Origin of the sequence: Pseudonocardia phyllosphaerae, from assembly GCF_046546475.1 — a bacterium.
GTDB classification, from domain to species: Bacteria; Actinomycetota; Actinomycetes; order Mycobacteriales; family Pseudonocardiaceae; genus Pseudonocardia; species Pseudonocardia phyllosphaerae.
Map to the genome: position 1 here is coordinate 66253 of NZ_JBKGXS010000002.1, position 17062 is coordinate 83314.

Genomic DNA, 17062 nt, shown 5'->3' on the forward strand with positions numbered 1-17062 from the left:
CGCTCAGCCCCGCCGGCTCACGATGCGGCGGGTGGCCACCGAGGCGACCCCGCCGGCGGCGATCGCACCGAGCGCGATCGGCCACATGTCGGCCGGGCCGCCACCGGCCTCGACTCCGCCCGTCGGCGTCGCGCCGACCTGGGCGCGGGAGGTGGTCCCCTCGGAAGGCGCACCCGGCTCCGCGGTCGGCTCGGACGTCGGCTCGGACGTCGTCGCGCTACCGGTGGAGCCGTACTCGGTGTTCTCGCAGGCGATGCCGTCGTCGTCGGCGTCGAGACGCTCGGGGTCGCCGGGCCGCAGGGCCGCCTGGGCCTCGGCCTGGCTGGAGAAGTCGCGACAGTCCCGGTCGGCGGCATGGGCCACCCCGGTCAGCGGGACGACGGCGACGGCCGCGAGCAGGGCGGCGGCCGGAAGGGTGCGCAAACGCATCGAAGATCCTCTCGGGGGAAGGACGCAGGGTGGGGAGTCCCTACGCACCCCATAGCGATCCGGACATGAGCCGCGTTACACCCGATCGTGGACGAATCCGAACGTCCTTGCCGCACACCGTCGTCCGAGTGAGGCTGAGCGGGTGAGCACCCGACCGGTCGCGCCGCCCGACCTCCCCACCGCCGACGACGTCCGGGCGGCCGCGGAGATCCTGCGCGGCACCGCGCACCGCACCCCCGTCCTGACCTCCCGGCTCACCGACGCCGAGCTGGGCGCGTCCGTGCTGGTGAAGGCGGAGAACCTGCAGCGAACCGGGAGCTTCAAGTTCCGCGGCGCGTTCCACACGCTGTCCCGGCTCGATCCGGCGCAGCAGCGGGCCGGGGTGGTGGCGTTCTCCTCCGGCAACCACGCGCAGGCCGTCGCACTGGCCGCGCAGCTGCTCGACGTGCCGGCCACGATCGTCATGCCGACCGACGCGCCCGCGTCGAAGCTGGCCGCGACCCGCGGCTACGGCGCCGAGGTGGTGCCCTACGACCGGTTCACCGAGGACCGGGCCGCGATCGCCGCCGACCTGGCCGGACGACGCGGGCTGACCCTCGTCCCGCCCTACGATCATCCGCACGTCATCGCCGGGCAGGGCACCGCGGTGCTGGAGCTGCTGGAGGATCACGGTCCGCTCGACGCGCTGTTCGTCTGCCTCGGCGGGGGCGGGCTGCTGTCCGGGTCGCTGCTCGCGGTGCAGGCGCTCTCGCCGGGCACCGCGGTGTACGGCGTCGAGCCAGAGGCCGGTGACGACGGGCGGCAGTCGCTGCGTGCGGGGCGGATCGTCACGATCGACCAGCCCGTGACGATCGCCGACGGCGCCGCCACCCGCTTCCTCGGCGACCGCACGTTCCCGATCATCGCCGAGCACGTCGCCGACGTCGTGACCGTGCCGGACACGGCGCTGGTCGAGGCGATGGCGCTGTTCGCATCCCGCTACAAGGTGCTCGTGGAGCCGACCGGGGCGCTGGCATTCGCCGGGATGCGCGCCGCGGTCGCGGCGGACCCGGGGCGGTTCGCCGGGGCCCGGATCGGGGTCACGATCTCCGGCGGGAACGTCGACCTGGACCGGTTCGCGGCGCTGGTCGGCGCCTAGCAACGACACGGAAGCGGTGCCGGACACTCTCGTCCGGCGCCGCTTCCGTGCAGGTCGGGAACCGCTCAGCGGCGGTCGTGCTCCAGCGCGTCCTCGGCGAGGATGGCCTCACCGGGGCTGCCGGGGACCTCGCGGACGGCGGCCTCGGCGTCGGTGCGCTCGTGCGACGGGCCGGGCTGTGCGGCCTCGGCGTCGGCGTCCTCCAGGTTGCGGTGGATCGTCGAGAGCAGCAGCGCGGCGGCGACGACGACCACGGCGGCGATCACGAACGGCACCGAGGCGCCCAGCGCACCGGCCATCAGGCCGGCGGCGAACGGGGCGAGCCCACCGCCGATGAAGCGCACGAAGCCGTAGGTGGCCGACGCGGTCGGGCGCGGCACCGGCGAGATCGACATGACCGCCGTCGTCACCAGGGTGTTGTTCAGGCCGACGACGATCCCGGAGAGGATCACGGCGACGATCACCACGGCGGGGGTGGTGTCCCAGATGCCGATCGCGGCGAGCAGGACGGCCATCGCGAGCAGCGCGCCGTAGAGGGTGCGGGCGGTGCCGAAGCGTTCCTTGAGCCAGGGGGCGCCGAACACGGCGAAGATCGCGACGAGCACGCCCCAGCCGAAGAACACCCCGCCGAGCGCGATCGGGTTCAGGTCCCCCATCAGGAACGGCGCGTAGCCGAGCATGGTGAAGAAGCCCCAGTTGTAGAGCAGGCCGACGCCGCCGGTGGTGGCCAGGGCGCGGTGCTTCAGCGCGGTGATCGGCTCGGAGATGCGGGCCTTCTCCGCCGGGACGGGGGTCTTCTCCAGCAGCACCAGCGTCGCGACCAGCGCGATCAGCATCAGCACCGAGACACCGAAGAACGGGCCGCGCCAGGAGACGCTGCCGAGCAGGCCGCCGACCAGCGGGCCGGTCGCGATGCCCAGGCCGAGTGCGGTCTCGTAGAGCACGATCGCGCCCGCGAAGCCGCCGGTGGAGGAGCCGACGATCACCGCGAGGGAGGTGGCGATGAACAGGGCGTTGCCCAGGCCCCAGCCGGCGCGGAACCAGACGATCCCCCAGATGCCCGACGACGCCCCGGCCAGCGCGGCGAAGACCACGATCAGGGTGAGCCCGGCGAGCAGGGTGCGCTTGGCGCCGATCCGGCTCGACACCCAGCCGGTGACCAGCATCGCGATCGCGGTGACCACCAGGTAGCTGGTGAACAGCAGCTCGACCTCGGCGTGCGTGGCGCCGAGCTGGCCGGACAGCGACGGCAGGATCGGGTCGACCAGCCCGATGCCCATGAACGAGATCACGCAGGCAAACGCGACCGCCCAGACCGCCTTCGGCTGGCGGAACGGACTCGGTGCGTGCGCGTGTGCGGCACCGGCGGAACCGGACATGACGACTACCTCACTTGCTTCGGCGGGAACGAACCCCGCCGGGACGACGGATATTTCGGGCAGGTGCAGCCATTTCACCACGCAAGCAATGTCATGAGCAATGCGAACGACCGTGATGGAGCCCATGTCACACAGGGGCATGTCACACAGGGGACGCCACCCCGGAGCGCCACCCCGAGACCACATGCATCGAACGCCCGTTCTACGATCACGCTGGAGGGCCGCCGATTCCGGCGTGACGACGACGAGCGATTGAGGGAGCACGTGGACGACGACCGGACCGCCACCCCCACCGGTTCCGAGACGGCCGAGGCGAGCACCGCGCCGACGGACGCCCCCGCGGCCGCACCGGAGCCCTCCCCCGCGGCCCAGCCCTCCCCCGCGGCCCAGCCCTCCCCTGCGGCACAGCCCTCCCAGGTGACCGAGCACTCCCAGGTGACCGAGCCGCCCGCCGGGACCGAGGCCGAGCCGCCGAAGCGCAAGCGCGGCCGGCCGAAGGGCTCCACGTCGTCGGCGAAGACCACGCGCGTGGTGACGATGACGCTGACCGTCAGCGGGTCCGCCGAGGGTGAGTGGCAGGCCGAGCTGAAGGAGGGCACCACCTGGGTCGCCCGCGGGCTGCCGGTGTCCGCGTCCGCGGTGGCAGCCGCGGCCGCCGCCCTGCACCCCGACCTCGCCGGCCCGGTCGACCAGGCCATCGAGACCGCCCGGTCGGCGAAGGCGGCCCGTGTCGCCGAGCTCGAGGCCGAGCTGGAGCAGGCCCGCAAGGCGCTCGCCGACCTGGAGCAGTGACCGGGACGAGTAACCCCGCGCAGTGACGATCAGCGCCCCGGCGCCGTGACCTTGCGCATTCGCCGGCACACGCTGCGGTGCCTGCGCCGCTAGGGTCACCCGCGACCGAAACGCTCCCTCTGGAGGACCTGTGGCTCTCAGCTCCGGTGACACCGTCCCCGACGTCACCCTCACCACCTTGACCGCCGACGGCCCGACGCCCGTGCAGAGCTCGAGCGTGCTGGGCAGCGGCACCGTCGTGCTGTTCGGCGTGCCGGGCGCGTTCACCCCGGCCTGCTCGGACACCCACCTGCCCGGCTTCGTCCTGCGACAGGACGAGCTCAAGGCCAAGGGCGTGGACACCGTGGCCTGCACCGCGGTCAACGACGCGTTCGTGCTCGGCGCCTGGGCGGACTCCCGCGAGGTCGGCGACGCCGTCCTCATGCTCGCCGACGGCAACGCCGACTTCGCCAAGGCCGCCGGCCTGGACATGGACGGCTCGAAGTTCGGCCTGGGCACCCGCTCGAAGCGCTACGCCGCGGTCATCAAGGACGGCGTCGTGCAGTGGATCGGCGTCGAGGACGTCCCCTCCACCGTCGACGCGTCGAGCGTGGAGTCGGTGCTCGACCACCTCTGACCCCGACGATCCCGGGTCCGGCCCCGATCGGAACCGGGCGTGACCGGCACGCGGGCCTACACTGGCCCGCGTGCCGAAGGTCCTGGGGTCGCTCGCGACCCACCGTGAGCAGGTGCGTGAGCGCGTCTTCGCCGCGCTGCGCGCCCAGCTCTACGACCGCGGCTTCGACGCGCTGACGCTCTCGGGCGTCGCCGCGGCCGCCGGCGTCGGCCGGACCGCGATGTACAACCACTTCCCCGACCGCCAGTCGCTGCTCGTCGCGTTCGTCGAGGACGAGGCCGCCCGCTACGTCGCCGAGCTCGACGCCGCACTGGCCGCCGCGACGACCCCGGCCGGACGGCTGGCCGCGTTCGCCCGGTTGCAACTGCGCCGGCTGGCCGAGTTCCACCTCCCGCCCGGGCAGGCACTGGCCGGAGCGCTGGACCCACAGGCGTACCGCCGGATCGCCGCGCACGCCGACCCGATCGGCGACCGGCTCACCACGATCCTGCGCGACGGCGCCGCCGACGGCTCCTTCGTCGACGACGACCCCGCGGTGCTGGCCGCGCTGGTCGCCGCGGCGCTGTCCACCCGCAAGGTCGTCGACGTCGCCCCGGACGGTCTGGAGGCCGCCGTCGGCACCGCGGTCCGGGCCGTGCTGCGCGCGGTCGGCGCAGACGTGCACAACTGAGGCTGGCCTTACCCGCGGCGAGGGCCTACAGTCGGATCTGACACGGCGTCATCTCCGGCGCCGGCACGCTCCGACGGGAGGACCGATGGGCGCCACGACCCCGATCTCGGGCACGTTGTCCGCCGATCTCCGCACCGCCACCCGCGAGGTCCACGAGCGGGCCCACCACTCCGTCTACATGTCCGCGCTGGTCGACGGCTCGCTGCCACTCGACGCCTACACGCTGCTCGCCGAGCAGTACTCCGCGATCTACACCGCGCTGGAGGCCGCGTCGGACGCGATGGCCGGCGACCCGCTGGGCGGCCGGTTCGTGATCGACGAGCTGCGCCGCGTCCCCGCCCTGCACGACGACCTGGACGCCCTGGGCAGCGGCGTCCCGCGGATCCTGCCCGCGACCGACCGCTACGTCGCGCGGCTGCGCACCGCCGCGGCCGACCCGGAGCGCTACCTGGCCCACCACTACGTCCGCTACCTCGGTGACCTCGCCGGGGGCCAGGTCCTCTGCCGGCAGCTGAACAGCACCTACGACCTGTCCGACGGCGGCGCCCGGTTCTACGACTTCACCGCGCTCGGCCCGGTCCCGCCGTTCCGCGCCCGCTACCGCGAGCTGATCGACACCGCGCCGTGGGCCCCTGGGGCCCGCGAGCGGATCATCGACGAGGCCGTGCACGCCTTCGAGCTCAACATCGCGGTGCTCGACGAGATGGCCACCGAGGTGGGCCTGGAGCAACCGCTGGCGTCGTGATCGTCGGCGGTTCCTAGACTGGGGCCGTGACCAGCGGTATCGATCCCGACGAGCTCGCGACGGCGTTGAAGGTCCTCGGCCAGGTCGACGAGCTCGACCCCGAGCACCCCGACGCCGTGGCCGTGCGCCGGGCGACCGCACGGATCTGGAAGTCGGTGCGGCTGCGCCGCCGCGCCGCGAAGCGGCAGCAGGAGCGCGACGCCGACGCCGCCGTCACCGCCGCGACAGCCACCGGCGCGACCGGGCGGATCGACGACGAGACCGCCGGGATCCCGCTGGTCTCCACCGCGCAGGGTGCCACCGCGGGCACCCTGAACCGGGCCCGCGGCTGCTACGTCTGCAAGGCCCGTTTCACCGTCGTCGATGCCTTCTACCACCAGCTCTGCCCGGACTGCGCGGCGTCGCACCACGCGCACCGCGACGCCCGCACCGACCTCACCGGGCGCCGCGCGCTGCTCACCGGCGGCCGCGCGAAGATCGGCATGTACATCGCGCTGCGGCTGCTGCGCGACGGCGCGCACCTCACGATCACCACCCGGTTCCCGCGGGACGCGGCCCGCCGGTTCGCCGCACTGCCCGACTCCGCGGACTGGCTGCACCGGCTGCGCGTGATGGGCGTCGACCTGCGCGACCCGGCCCAGGTCGTCGCGCTGGCCGACGAGGTCGCCGCGGCAGGCCCGCTCGACATCCTGGTCAACAACGCCGCGCAGACCGTGCGCCGCTCCCCCGGTTCGTACTCCGCACTGGAGGCCGCCGAGGCCGAGCCGCTGCCCGCCGGGGAGCTGCCCGAGGTCGTCTCCTTCGCCGGGGTCACCGCACGCGAGCACCCGGCGCTGTTGCAGGGCAGCGGGATCCCCGGTGCCGGGGACCTCGCGGCGCTCGCGGTGACCGCGCGCTCGGCGTCGCCGGAGCGGATCGCGGCGGGGACCGCCGTCGACGCCGGCGGGCTGCTGCCCGACACCGCCGCCACCAACAGCTGGGTCGACAACGTCGAGCACGTCGACCCGCTGGAGCTGCTCGAGGTGCAGCTGTGCAACCAGACCGCGCCGTTCGTGCTGGTCTCGCGGCTGCGCCCGGCCATGGCCGCGTCGGCGTTCCGCAACAAGTACGTGGTCAACGTGTCCGCGATGGAGGGTGTGTTCGGCCGCGGCTACAAGGGGCCCGGGCACCCGCACACCAACATGGCCAAGGCCGCGCTGAACATGCTGACCCGCACCAGCGCCGGGGAGATGTTCACGGCCGACCGGATCCTGATGACCTCGGTCGACACCGGCTGGATCACCGACGAGCGCCCGCACCCGACGAAGCTGCGCCTGGCCGAGGACGGCTTCCACGCCCCGCTCGACCTGTCCGACGGCGCCGCGCGGGTCTATCACCCGATCGTCGCCGGTGAGGCCGGCGAGGACCTGCACGGGGTGTTCCTGAAGGACTACTGCGTGTCGTCCTGGTAAGTCGTCCCGGTGACCGCCTGCCGTCGGAACTGTCAGGGGTCGCCGATACCGTTCGACGCGTGCTGGAACTGCATCGCGCCGAACGCGCCGACACCCTCGTCGACGCGCTGGCCGGGGTGCTCGCGACCCCGCCGCAAGACCCGTTCGCGGCCGAGGTCGTCGCCGTCCCCGAGCGCGGGGTGGAGCGCTGGCTGGCCCAGCGGCTCTCGCACCGGCTCGGTGTGGGGTCCGGAGCCGGGTCCGGCGGGGTGTGTGCCAACGTGCTGTTCCCCTCCCCCGCGCAGCTGCTCGGCGAGATCGTCGACGCGGTCACCGGCACCGACCCCGAGACCGACCCGTGGGCGCCCGGGCGCGCGGTGTGGCCGCTGCTGGAGCTCGTCGATGAGGCCGTGACCTCCGGCGACGCCCGGTTCGCCGGTCCGGCCGCGCACCTGGAGCGCGGCGGCCACGGCCGCCGCTACGCACTCGCCCGCACCCTGGCGGGACTGTTCTCCGCCTACGCCGCGCAGCGCCCGGAGCTGTTGCGCGCGTGGGCATCCGGCGCCGGCTCCTCCCGGGACGCCGTCCCCGCGGACCTGGCCTGGCAGCCCGAGCTGTGGCGGCGGCTGCGGGCCCGGCTCGGCGTCCCCGGCCCGGTGGAGCGGCTCGACGACGCCGTCGCCGCCCTGCGCGCCGGCCCGCTCGTCCTGTCCGTGCCATCGGCCGGTGACGGACCGCTGCCGCAGCGGCTGTCACTGTTCGGCCCGACCCGGCTCGCCGCCGCGCACCTCGACGTCCTCGAGGCGCTCGGGGTGCACCGCGACGTGCACCTGTGGCTGCCCCACCCGTCGCCGGTGGTGTGGGACCGGGTGCGCCGCGACCTCCCGGCGAGCCCGCCGGAGCGGGCCGCGGACGGCAGCGCCCGGCTCGTCGCGAACCCGCTGCTGCGTTCGCTCGGCCGTGACGTCCGCGAGCTGGCGCTGCGGCTGCCACCGGCCGGGGACGGCGTCGTCGACACGCACCATTCGGCGCCGCCGGACCCGCCCGGTGAGCCGACCCTGCTCCGGCGTCTGCAGACCGCGCTGTGCGACGACACCGCCCCGCCCGAGCCCGATGCGCGGCCGCTGCTCGGCCCGGCGGACCGCTCGGTCGTGCTGCACTCCTGTCACGGCCCGGACCGGCAGGTCGAGGTACTGCGCGAGGCACTGCTCGGGCTGCTCGCCGCGGACCCGTCGCTGGAGCCGCGCGACATCGTCGTCATGTGCCCGGACATCGAGGTGTTCGCACCGCTGATCACCGCTTCGTTCGGCCTGGCCCCGGAGCCGGGCGCGGGGCCCGAGGCAGGCCCGTCGCGCGAGGAGCTGCACCCCGGGCACCTGCTGCGGGTCCGGCTCGCCGACCGGGCGCTGCGCCAGGCGAACCCGCTGCTCGGCACGGTGTCGACGCTGCTGGAGCTGGCCGGGTCGCGCTGCTCGGCGTCGCAGGTGCTGGACCTGGCCGCGTCCGCGCCGGTGCGCCGCCGCTTCCGCTTCGACGACGACGCCCTGGAGCGGCTGTCCGAGCTGGTCACCGCCGCCGGGATCCGCTGGGGCCTCGACGCCGACCACCGCGCGCCGTACAAGCTGGGGTCGGTCGGGCAGAACACCTGGCGGGCGGGGCTGGACCGGATGCTGCTCGGCGTGGCGATGGCCGAGACGCCGGGCGACCCGGCCTGGCTGGGTGACGCGCTGCCGCTCGACGAGGTCGACTCCTCCGACGTCGACCTGGTGGGGCGGCTCGCCGAGCTCGTCGACCGGCTCGACACCGTGCTCGGCGCGCTGCGCGGCCCGCAGCCGCTGTCCGCGTGGGTCGCCGCCCTGGCCGAGGGGCTGTCCGCGCTCACCGACACCACGCCGTCGGAGGCGTGGCAGGCGAGCCAGGCGCGTGCCGAGCTGGCCGACGTCGAGCACGACGCCGGGCCGCAGGCCGCCTCGGTGGACCTGGACCTGACCGACGTGCGCGGGCTGCTCGCCGAGCGGCTGCGCGGGCGTCCGAGCCGGGCGAACTTCCGCACCGGCACCCTCACCGTGGCCACCCTGGTCCCGATGCGCGCGGTGCCGCACAAGGTCGTGTGCCTGCTGGGCTGCGACGACGGCGTCTTCCCCCGCGCCGGCGCCCCGGACGGCGACGACGTGCTGGCCCGTGACCCGGTCGTCGGCGAGCGCGACCCGCGCGGGGAGGACCGCCAGCTGCTGCTCGACGCGGTGTGTTCGGCGACCGGGCACCTCGTCGTCGTCAGCTCCGGGGCCGACGAGCGCACCGGAGCCGCGCGACCGCCGTCGGTGCCGATCGGGGAGCTGTGCGACGCGATCGACGCCACCGTGCGGACGACCTCCGGCGAGCCGGCGTCGCAGGTCCTGCGGGCGCGGCATCCGCTACAGCCCTTCGACCGGCGCAACTTCCTGCCCGGCGCCCTGCTGGCCGACGGCCCGTTCAGCTTCGACCGGGCCGCGCTGCGCGGCGCCGAGGCCGCCGCCGGGGAGCGGGTCGCGGTGCCGTTGTTCGGGCCGGAGCCGCTGCCCGCGGCCGAGCCGGAGCAGCTGGTCGACCTCGACGAGCTGGTCGCGTTCGCCGAGCACCCGGTTCGGGCGTTCCTGCGCCAGCGGGTGCGGGTGCTGCCACCGGACGAGGCCGACGAGCCCGACGACGCGCTGCCCGTCGAGCTGAACGGGCTCGACCGGTGGAAGATCGGCGACCGGCTGCTCACCGACCGGATCGCCGGGGCCGCCCCGCAGACCGTCGCGCAGGCCGCGACGCTGCGCGGGGACCTGCCGCCCGGCGGGCTCGGGCACCGGGTGCTGTCCGAGGTCGGGCAGAACGTGGAACCCCTGGTCGCCGCGGCCGCCGCCGTGCGGAGCGGGGAGGCCGGGTCGCAGGACCTGCTCGCCCCGCTCGACGGCACCCCGATGGAGGGGGTGACCGTCGCGGGCACCGTCCCCGGGATCCACGGCGACACCGTCGTGCGCGTCGAGTACTCGCGGCTCAAGGCCAAGCACCGGCTGCGGGCGTGGGTGCAGCTGCTCGCGCTGACCGTCGCGCACCCGGACCGGCCGTGGACGGCGGTGACCGTCGGGCGCGGCTCCGGCGGCGTCGCCCGCTCCACGATCGGCCCGGTCGACCCGGCCGAGGCGCGCCGCGCGCTGGCCGACCTGGTCGCGCTGCGCGCCGAGGGGCTGCGCGAGGCGCTGCCGCTGCCCACCGACGCCGCCGCGACCTACGCCCGGCTGCGGGCGCGGGGTGTGCACCCGTCGAACGCGCTGGCCTCGGCCGACGCCGACTGGTCCCGCTTCGAACGCGACGAGCCCCCGCACGTGTACGTGCGCGGCCCGAAGGCCCCGCTGCTGGTCCGCGACGAGCCCGGCGACGGCCCCGAACCGACCCGGTTCGGGGCACTCGCCGTACGGCTGTGGCGGGCGCTGCTCGACAACGAGAGGCAGGACGCGCCGTGACCGCCACCCTGCAGGTCCCGCGGTTCACCGTCGACGGGCCGCTGCCGACCGGGACGACGGTGCTGGAGGCCAGCGCCGGCACCGGGAAGACGTACACGATCGCCGCGCTCGCGACCCGCTACGTCGCCGAGGGGATCGTCGGCCTGGACGGGCTGATGCTGGTCACGTTCGGCCGCGACGCCACCCAGGAGCTGCGCGAACGCGTCAGGGAGCGGCTCGTCGGCACCGAACGGGCACTCGGCGCGGTGCTGCGCACCGGCGTGGCACCCGACCCCGGTGACCGGGTCGTCGCGTACCTCGCCGACGCCGACCCGGCCGAGATCGAGGACCGTCGGGCCCGGCTCGCGGCGGCGGCCGCGTCGTTCGACTCGGCGACGATCGCGACCACCCACCAGTTCTGCAGCCAGATGCTCGCCGGCCTCGGGGTGGCCGCGGACAACGACCCGGACGCCGAGTTCGTCGAGCACGTCGACGACGTGGTCACCGAGGTCGTCGACGACTTCTACGTGCGCAAGTACGCCTCCCCCGCCGCCGGGCGGCCCGCGTTCACCCGCACCGAGGCCCTGGACCTGGCCCGGCGCGCCGTCGCCGACCCGCAGGCCGAGCTGGAGCCCCGCGACGCCGACCCGGGCTCCCCCGCCGCGACCCGCTACGGGTTCGCCACCGCCGTGCGCGCCGAGGTCGACGCCCGCAAGCGCCGGCTGCGGATCTACAGCTACGACGACATGCTCTCCCGGCTCGCCGCCGCACTGCGCGACCCGCAGCGCGGCCCGGCGGCGCGGGCGCGGCTGCGTGCCCGGTTCTCCGTCGTGCTCGTCGACGAGTTCCAGGACACCGACCCGCTGCAGTGGGAGATCCTGCGCCGTGCGTTCCACACCGAGGACCCCGGCCCGGGCGACCACCGTGCGCTGGTGCTGATCGGCGACCCGAAGCAGGCGATCTACGCGTTCCGCGGCGCCGACGTGCACTCCTACCTCGCCGCCGCGCACGTCGCCGCGGAGAAGAAGACGCTGGAGACCAACCGGCGCTCCGACGCCGCGCTGCTCACCGCGCTGCAGGGCGTGTTCGACGGCGCCGCGCTCGGCGACCCCGGGATCGTCGTGCACCCGGTGGAGGCCCACCACGACACCCGCCGCCTGAGCTGCGCCGACGACGCACCGCTGCGGCTGCGGCTGGTCGACCGGGACCGGCTCGACCTCACCGGCCGCGGTCTCGGCCGGGCGCCGGGCGCCCGCGCCGTCGTCGCCGCCGACGTGGCCGCGGACCTGTCCCGGCTGCTCGACGGCACCGCGCAGTGGGACGGGGAACCGCTGCGGCCCGGGCAGGTCGCGGTGCTGGTGCGCACCAACGCCCAGGGTGTCCTGGTCCGTGACGCGTGCGCCGCCGCCGGGATCCCGGCCGTGCTCACCGGTTCCACCAGCGTGTTCACCACCCCGGCCGCACGGGACTGGCTGACCCTGCTCGAGGCCGTCGAGCAGCCGCAGCGGTCGCTGCGGCTGCGCTCGGCGGCGCTCACCCGATTCGTCGGGCGCACCGTCGCCGAGCTGTGCGGCGAGGGCGCGGAGGCCGTCGTCGACGAGCTGGGCGCGGACCTGCGGGCCTGGCACACCGTGCTCGCCGAGCGCGGTGTGGCCGCGATGCAGGAGGCCGTGTTCGCCCGGCACGACCCGGCCGGGCGGCTGTTGTCGCGACCCGACGGCGAGCGGGACCTCACCGACCTGCGCCACGTCGGGCAGGTGCTGCACGCGGCCGCGCTGGAGCGCCACCTCGGCCCGACCGCGCTCACCGAGTGGCTGCGGCACCGGATCGGCGAGGCCGGGCGGGACACCGCCGCCGAGCGCAGCCGGCGGCTGGAGTCCGACGCCGACGCCGTCCAGATCGTCACCGTGCACCGGTCCAAGGGACTGGAGTTCCCGGTGGTGTACCTGCCGTTCGCGTGGGACCGGTGGGTGCCCGACCAGCCCGACCCGCTGCTCTACCACCGCGCCGTGCCGGGGACGACCGAGTCGCGGCGGCTGCTCGACGTCGGCGGCCCGACCGGCCCGGAGCGGGCCGACCGGATCGCCGCACACCAGGCCGAGGAGGCCGGTGAGGACCTGCGGCTGCTCTACGTGGCGCTGACCCGGGCCTGCTCGCAGGTCGTCGCGTGGTGGGTGCCGGGCACGACGACGGCGACGTCGTCGCTGCACCGCATCCTGTTCGGCCGCCCCGGCCCCGGCCTGGAGCCGGACGCCCGGGTGAAGGTCCCCGGCGACGCGAACGCCGCGGAGTACCTGCGCTCCACGCTCGGGTCGTCCGGGGTGGTCGTCGAGCCGCTGACCGACCGCGCCCCGGTGCGGACCGCCCCGGAGCCACCCGCGGGTGCGCCACGGGTCGCCGTGTTCGACCGGACGCTGGACACCGCGTGGCGCCGCACGTCCTACACCGCGCTGACCGCGTCCGCGCACGACGCACACCGGACACACACTGCCGAGTCGACCGGCGAGGAGCCCGGGGACGACGCACCCACGCCGGGCGTGCTGTCCGAGCCGGAGAGCGAGGGCGTCGTCGACGAGCCGGACGCTCCCGCGGCCGGGACCGTCGACGCGACGCCCGCGCAGGCGCTGCCGTCGCCGATGGCGGACCTGCCGCCGGGTACCGGGTTCGGCACGCTGGTGCACGCGATCCTGGAGCACGTCGACACCACCGCCGCCCGCACCGGTGACGACGCGCTGCGCGCCGAGCTGGTCGCGCACACCGAGGCGGAGCTGCGCCGCCAGCCCGCCGACGTCGGCGCCGAGGAGCTGGCCGACGCGCTGATCCCGGTCCTGCGCACCCCGCTCGGTCCGCTCGCCGACGGGCTCGCGCTGGCCGACGTCGCCCCGGCCGACCGGCTCTCCGAGCTGGACTTCGAGCTGCCCCTCGGTGGTGGCGACGACCCGGCCGCGCGGGTGCTCACGCTCTCCGCCGTCGCCGAAGCGCTGCGCCGCCACCTCGGTCCCGGCGACGTCCTGCACGACTACGCCGAGCACCTCGCCTCCCCCGAGCTGGCCGGGCAGCCGCTGCGCGGCTACCTCACCGGCTCGATCGACTCGGTGCTGCGCATCGGCGGCCGCTACCTGGTCGTCGACTACAAGACGAACTGGCTGGGCCCGTACGGACCGGCCGGGCGCGAGCCACTCACCTCGGCGCACTACACGTCGTCGGCGCTGGTCACAGCCATGGTCGACGCGCACTACCCGCTACAGGCGCTGCTCTACGCCGTCGCGCTGCACCGCTACCTGCGCTGGCGGGTCCCCGGCTACGACCCGGACACCCACCTGGGCGGAGTCGGCTACCTGTTCCTGCGCGGCATGTGCGGGCCGGCCACCCCGGTCACCGGGGACGGCCCGCTCGCCGCGCCCTGCGGGGTGTTCGCATGGCGGCCGCCCACGGCGCTGGTGAGCGAGCTGTCGGACCTGCTGGACGGAGACGACGCGTGAGCACACCGGTTTCCCGTGCACAGGATCTTTCCCAGGCACCGGAACGCGACCCGTACGGTCCCCGCGCCGCCCGGACCGCGACCGGGCTCGCGGCCGCGTTCAACGAGGCCGACGTGCTCGCACCCGGCGACGTGCACGTCGCCCGCCGGCTCGCCCGCCTCGGCGGTCGCGGCGACCCGACCGGGACAGCCGATCCGGGAGCAACCGGCCCGGCGGCGGCCGAGCCGGAGCCGGTCGTGCTGGCCGCGGCGCTCGCGGTGCGCGCGATCCGCAACGGCTCGGTGTGCGTGGACCTGACCGCGATCCGCGACACCGCGGCGGCCGAGGGCGAGGTCGCCGTCGACGTCTCCGCGCTGCCCTGGCCCGAGCCCGCTGCCTGGCGGGCGGAGTGCGCGGCCAGTCCGCTGGTCGCCGACGGCGAGGCCGCGCCGTCCGGCCGCCCGCTGCGCCTGGTCGGGGACCTGCTGTACCTGGAGCGGTACTGGCAGGAGGAGGAGCTGGTCCGGACCGAGTTCGAGGCCCGCTCCGGGCCGGTCGTCGCCGTCGACGCCGACCGGCTGCGCGCCGCCCTGGACCGGCTGCTCGGCGAGCCCGGCGCCGAGCGGCAGCGCCTCGCCGCCGCCGTCGCCGCGCTGCGGCCGCTGTCGGTGATCGCCGGCGGGCCGGGTACCGGCAAGACCACCACGGTGGCGCGGCTGCTCGCGGTGCTGCACGACCTGCACGGCGCCGGATCGTCGTCCGCCGCGCCGGGGCGCCCCCCGCTGCGGGTCGCGCTGGCCGCGCCGACCGGCAAGGCCGCGGCCCGGCTGACCCAGTCGGTCACCGACGCCGCGCGCGTGCTGACCGGCGCCGACCGCGACGCCGTCGCCGCCGTCCCGGCCGCGACCACGCTGCACCGGCTGCTCGGCTCCCGCGGCTCGTCCGGCCGGTTCCGGCACCACCGCGGCAACCGGCTCCCGCACGACGTCGTCGTGGTCGACGAGACCTCGATGGTGTCGCTGACGATGATGGCGCGGCTGCTGGAGGCCGTCCGCCCGGACGCCCGGCTCGTCCTGGTCGGGGACCCGGAGCAGCTCGCGTCGGTGGAGGCCGGAGCGGTGCTCGGCGATCTCGCCGCCGCCCGCGGAGACGAGGAGCCCGGCCTGCAGTCCGCGCTGGTGGCGTGCGGGGCGTTCCGTGCCGACCGTGACCCGACCGCACCCGATCCGGGCCCGGCGGAACCGGGCGAGCCGCGGGTGGTGGAGCACGGTGTCGTACGACTGACCCGTAACTGGCGCTTCGGCGGGGCGATCGGCGAGTTCGCCGCCGCGGTCCAGGCCGGCGACGCCGACCGTGCCGTCGCGCTGCTGCGTGCCACTCCCCCGCAGCTGTCCTTCGTCGACGCCGACCCCGCGACCGTCGACGCCGCCGGGCTGGAGTCGCTGCGGGGCGACGTGGTCACCGCCGCCGGGGACCTGCTCGGTGCCGCGACCGGCGGCGACGCCGAGCAGGCCCTGCGGGTGCTCGACCACCACCGGCTGCTGTGCGCGCACCGCCGCGGCCCGCACGGCGTCGCGCGCTGGACCGTCGAGGTGGAGCGCTGGCTCGCCGTCACCTTCCCCGGCTACGACGACGAGGCCCCCTGGTATCCCGGCCGGCCGCTGCTGGTCACCGCGAACGACTACGACCTGGGCCTGTTCAACGGCGACACCGGCGTCGTCGTCCGGACCCCGGGTGGGCGGCGCGCGGTGTTCTCCCGCGAGGGCGTCGCGACCGGGTTCGAACCGGCCCGGCTCGGCGCCGTCGGGACGGTGTGGGCGATGACGGTGCACCGCAGTCAGGGCAGTCAGTTCGGCGGGGTCACCGTGGTGCTGCCGCCGGCGGAGTCGCCGCTGATGACCCGCGAGCTGCTCTACACCGCCGTCACCCGGGCCCGCGAGCACGTCCGCGTGATCGGGACCGAGGACGCGGTCCGGGCCGCGATCGGCCGCCCGGCCGGACGCGCGAGCGGGCTGCGCGGCCGGCTCGGCCGCGGAACCGAGGGGTTCCGGACCGGGGAGCGCGGAGCCGACAATCGCGGGCCCGAGGAGCGCGGCACCGGGGAACGCGGCACCGCGGCCGGGACCTAGGAGCGCGCCTGCCTGCTCGCCCGGCGCCCGCTGAGCACCGAGACCACGACGACCAGCCCGACGCTGATCCACAGCGAGTAGCTGTTCACCAGCATCACCAGATCGACGGCGGGCTGCCCGATCGCGTAGCCGAGCCAGGCGACGAGCCCGACCACGACGGCGGCACCGCACGCGTCGGCGACCAGGAACGTCGCCAGTCGCATCCGGTTCAGCCCGGCGAGCGCGAACACCGGCGCCGCCGGGACCCCGGGCAGCGCGGTCGCGGCGACGGCGACCGCCAGCAGCGCCGGGCGCAGCGACCGGACCCGCGCGACGAACCGCTGCCCGCGCCCGGGCGGCGCGAACATCGTGATCACCTTCTCGCCCCAGCGGCGCCCGGCCAACCAGAACAGCCAGTCGATCTTGATCATGCCGACGACGCCGGCGACGACGACCAGCCACAGCGGCAGCTGCCCCACGCGGGCGAACGCCGCCCCGGCGCCGACCGCGGACAGGCTCCCGGTGACGAACTCCAGCAGCACCGGGTGATTCGCGATCAGCATGGGGCGCAACGGGATCGTCCCCAGCATCAGCAGCGGGACACCGATCACCAGTGCAAGCAGGATCTTGTCGGCGCGCTGCGGCGGGCCGTCCCAGGGGACGACGTCGCGCCAGGCCTGCGCGGCCTCGGCGCGGCGGCGCTCCTTCTCCGACAGCTCCTTCTCCGGCAGCTCCTTCTCCGGCCGCTCCGGCTCCGGCGGCGCCCCGGTCATCGCTCTCCCCCGTCCCGCCGGTCCGGCCGGACGGCGTCGGGTCCAGCATGCCCG

The 17062-nt window shown here is 75.6% G+C and carries 12 protein-coding genes; 9 read left to right on the forward strand and 3 right to left on the reverse strand.

Features of this window, described 5'->3' with window-relative positions:
* Nucleotides 1-3: 3 nt before the first annotated feature.
* Entirely contained in the window at nucleotides 4-429 is a 426-nt protein-coding gene (locus ACLE50_RS05595; protein WP_410942316.1) for an excalibur calcium-binding domain-containing protein, read from the reverse strand.
* 142 nt (nucleotides 430-571) lie between these two features.
* Between ACLE50_RS05595 and ACLE50_RS05600 the strand changes: the two genes are divergently transcribed.
* Complete coding sequence (locus tag ACLE50_RS05600) at nucleotides 572-1567, forward strand: threo-3-hydroxy-L-aspartate ammonia-lyase (protein ID WP_410942317.1); 996 nt, start codon at nucleotides 572-574, stop codon at nucleotides 1565-1567.
* Between the two features lie 65 nt (nucleotides 1568-1632).
* Here ACLE50_RS05600 and ACLE50_RS05605 read toward each other — a convergent pair whose 3' ends face one another.
* Nucleotides 1633-2946, reverse strand: coding sequence for an MFS transporter (locus ACLE50_RS05605; protein ID WP_410942318.1), 1314 nt, complete (start codon nucleotides 2944-2946; stop codon nucleotides 1633-1635).
* Nucleotides 2947-3210: 264 nt separating this feature from the next.
* Between ACLE50_RS05605 and ACLE50_RS05610 the strand changes: the two genes are divergently transcribed.
* The 8 genes from ACLE50_RS05610 (at nucleotide 3211) to recD (ending at nucleotide 16256) form a co-directional block, all read left to right on the forward strand.
* Nucleotides 3211-3738, forward strand: a complete 528-nt coding sequence (locus ACLE50_RS05610; protein WP_410942319.1) for a DUF6319 family protein — start codon at nucleotides 3211-3213, stop codon at nucleotides 3736-3738.
* Between the two features lie 130 nt (nucleotides 3739-3868).
* Nucleotides 3869-4354: a peroxiredoxin gene (locus ACLE50_RS05615; protein ID WP_410942320.1), complete on the forward strand. Its 486-nt coding sequence runs from the start codon at nucleotides 3869-3871 to the stop codon at nucleotides 4352-4354.
* 70 nt (nucleotides 4355-4424) lie between these two features.
* Nucleotides 4425-5024, forward strand: a complete 600-nt coding sequence (locus ACLE50_RS05620; protein ID WP_410942321.1) for a TetR/AcrR family transcriptional regulator — start codon at nucleotides 4425-4427, stop codon at nucleotides 5022-5024.
* An 85-nt stretch (nucleotides 5025-5109) separates the two neighbouring features.
* Nucleotides 5110-5769 (forward strand): biliverdin-producing heme oxygenase, encoded by a 660-nt coding sequence (locus ACLE50_RS05625; RefSeq protein WP_410942322.1) that lies wholly within the window; start codon nucleotides 5110-5112, stop codon nucleotides 5767-5769.
* A 26-nt stretch (nucleotides 5770-5795) separates the two neighbouring features.
* Nucleotides 5796-7220, forward strand: a complete 1425-nt coding sequence (locus ACLE50_RS05630) for an SDR family NAD(P)-dependent oxidoreductase (RefSeq protein WP_410942323.1) — start codon at nucleotides 5796-5798, stop codon at nucleotides 7218-7220.
* 59 nt (nucleotides 7221-7279) lie between these two features.
* A complete protein-coding gene (gene recC, locus ACLE50_RS05635; protein WP_410942324.1) occupies nucleotides 7280-10687 on the forward strand; it encodes an exodeoxyribonuclease V subunit gamma in 3408 nt (1135 codons plus the stop codon).
* Nucleotides 10684-14148: a UvrD-helicase domain-containing protein gene (locus ACLE50_RS05640; RefSeq protein WP_410942325.1), complete on the forward strand. Its 3465-nt coding sequence runs from the start codon at nucleotides 10684-10686 to the stop codon at nucleotides 14146-14148. The genes recC and ACLE50_RS05640 overlap by 4 nt, the downstream gene beginning before the upstream one ends.
* Complete coding sequence (gene recD, locus ACLE50_RS05645; protein WP_410942326.1) at nucleotides 14145-16256, forward strand: exodeoxyribonuclease V subunit alpha; 2112 nt, start codon at nucleotides 14145-14147, stop codon at nucleotides 16254-16256. The genes ACLE50_RS05640 and recD overlap by 4 nt, the downstream gene beginning before the upstream one ends.
* Here the strand turns inward: recD and ACLE50_RS05650 are convergent.
* Nucleotides 16253-17008, reverse strand: coding sequence for a DedA family protein (locus ACLE50_RS05650; protein ID WP_410942327.1), 756 nt, complete (start codon nucleotides 17006-17008; stop codon nucleotides 16253-16255). The two genes, recD and ACLE50_RS05650, sit on opposite strands and share 4 nt — an antisense overlap.
* Nucleotides 17009-17062 lie beyond the last annotated feature (54 nt).

Coding starts and splice junctions, on each gene's coding strand:
- ACLE50_RS05595 (WP_410942316.1), bottom strand. CDS start 429: ATGCGTTTGCGCACCCTTCCGGCCGCCGCCCTGCTCGCGGCCGTCGCC.
- ACLE50_RS05605 (WP_410942318.1), bottom strand. CDS start 2,946: ATGTCCGGTTCCGCCGGTGCCGCACACGCGCACGCACCGAGTCCGTTC.
- ACLE50_RS05625 (WP_410942322.1), top strand. CDS start 5,110: ATGGGCGCCACGACCCCGATCTCGGGCACGTTGTCCGCCGATCTCCGC.
- ACLE50_RS05650 (WP_410942327.1), bottom strand. CDS start 17,008: ATGACCGGGGCGCCGCCGGAGCCGGAGCGGCCGGAGAAGGAGCTGCCG.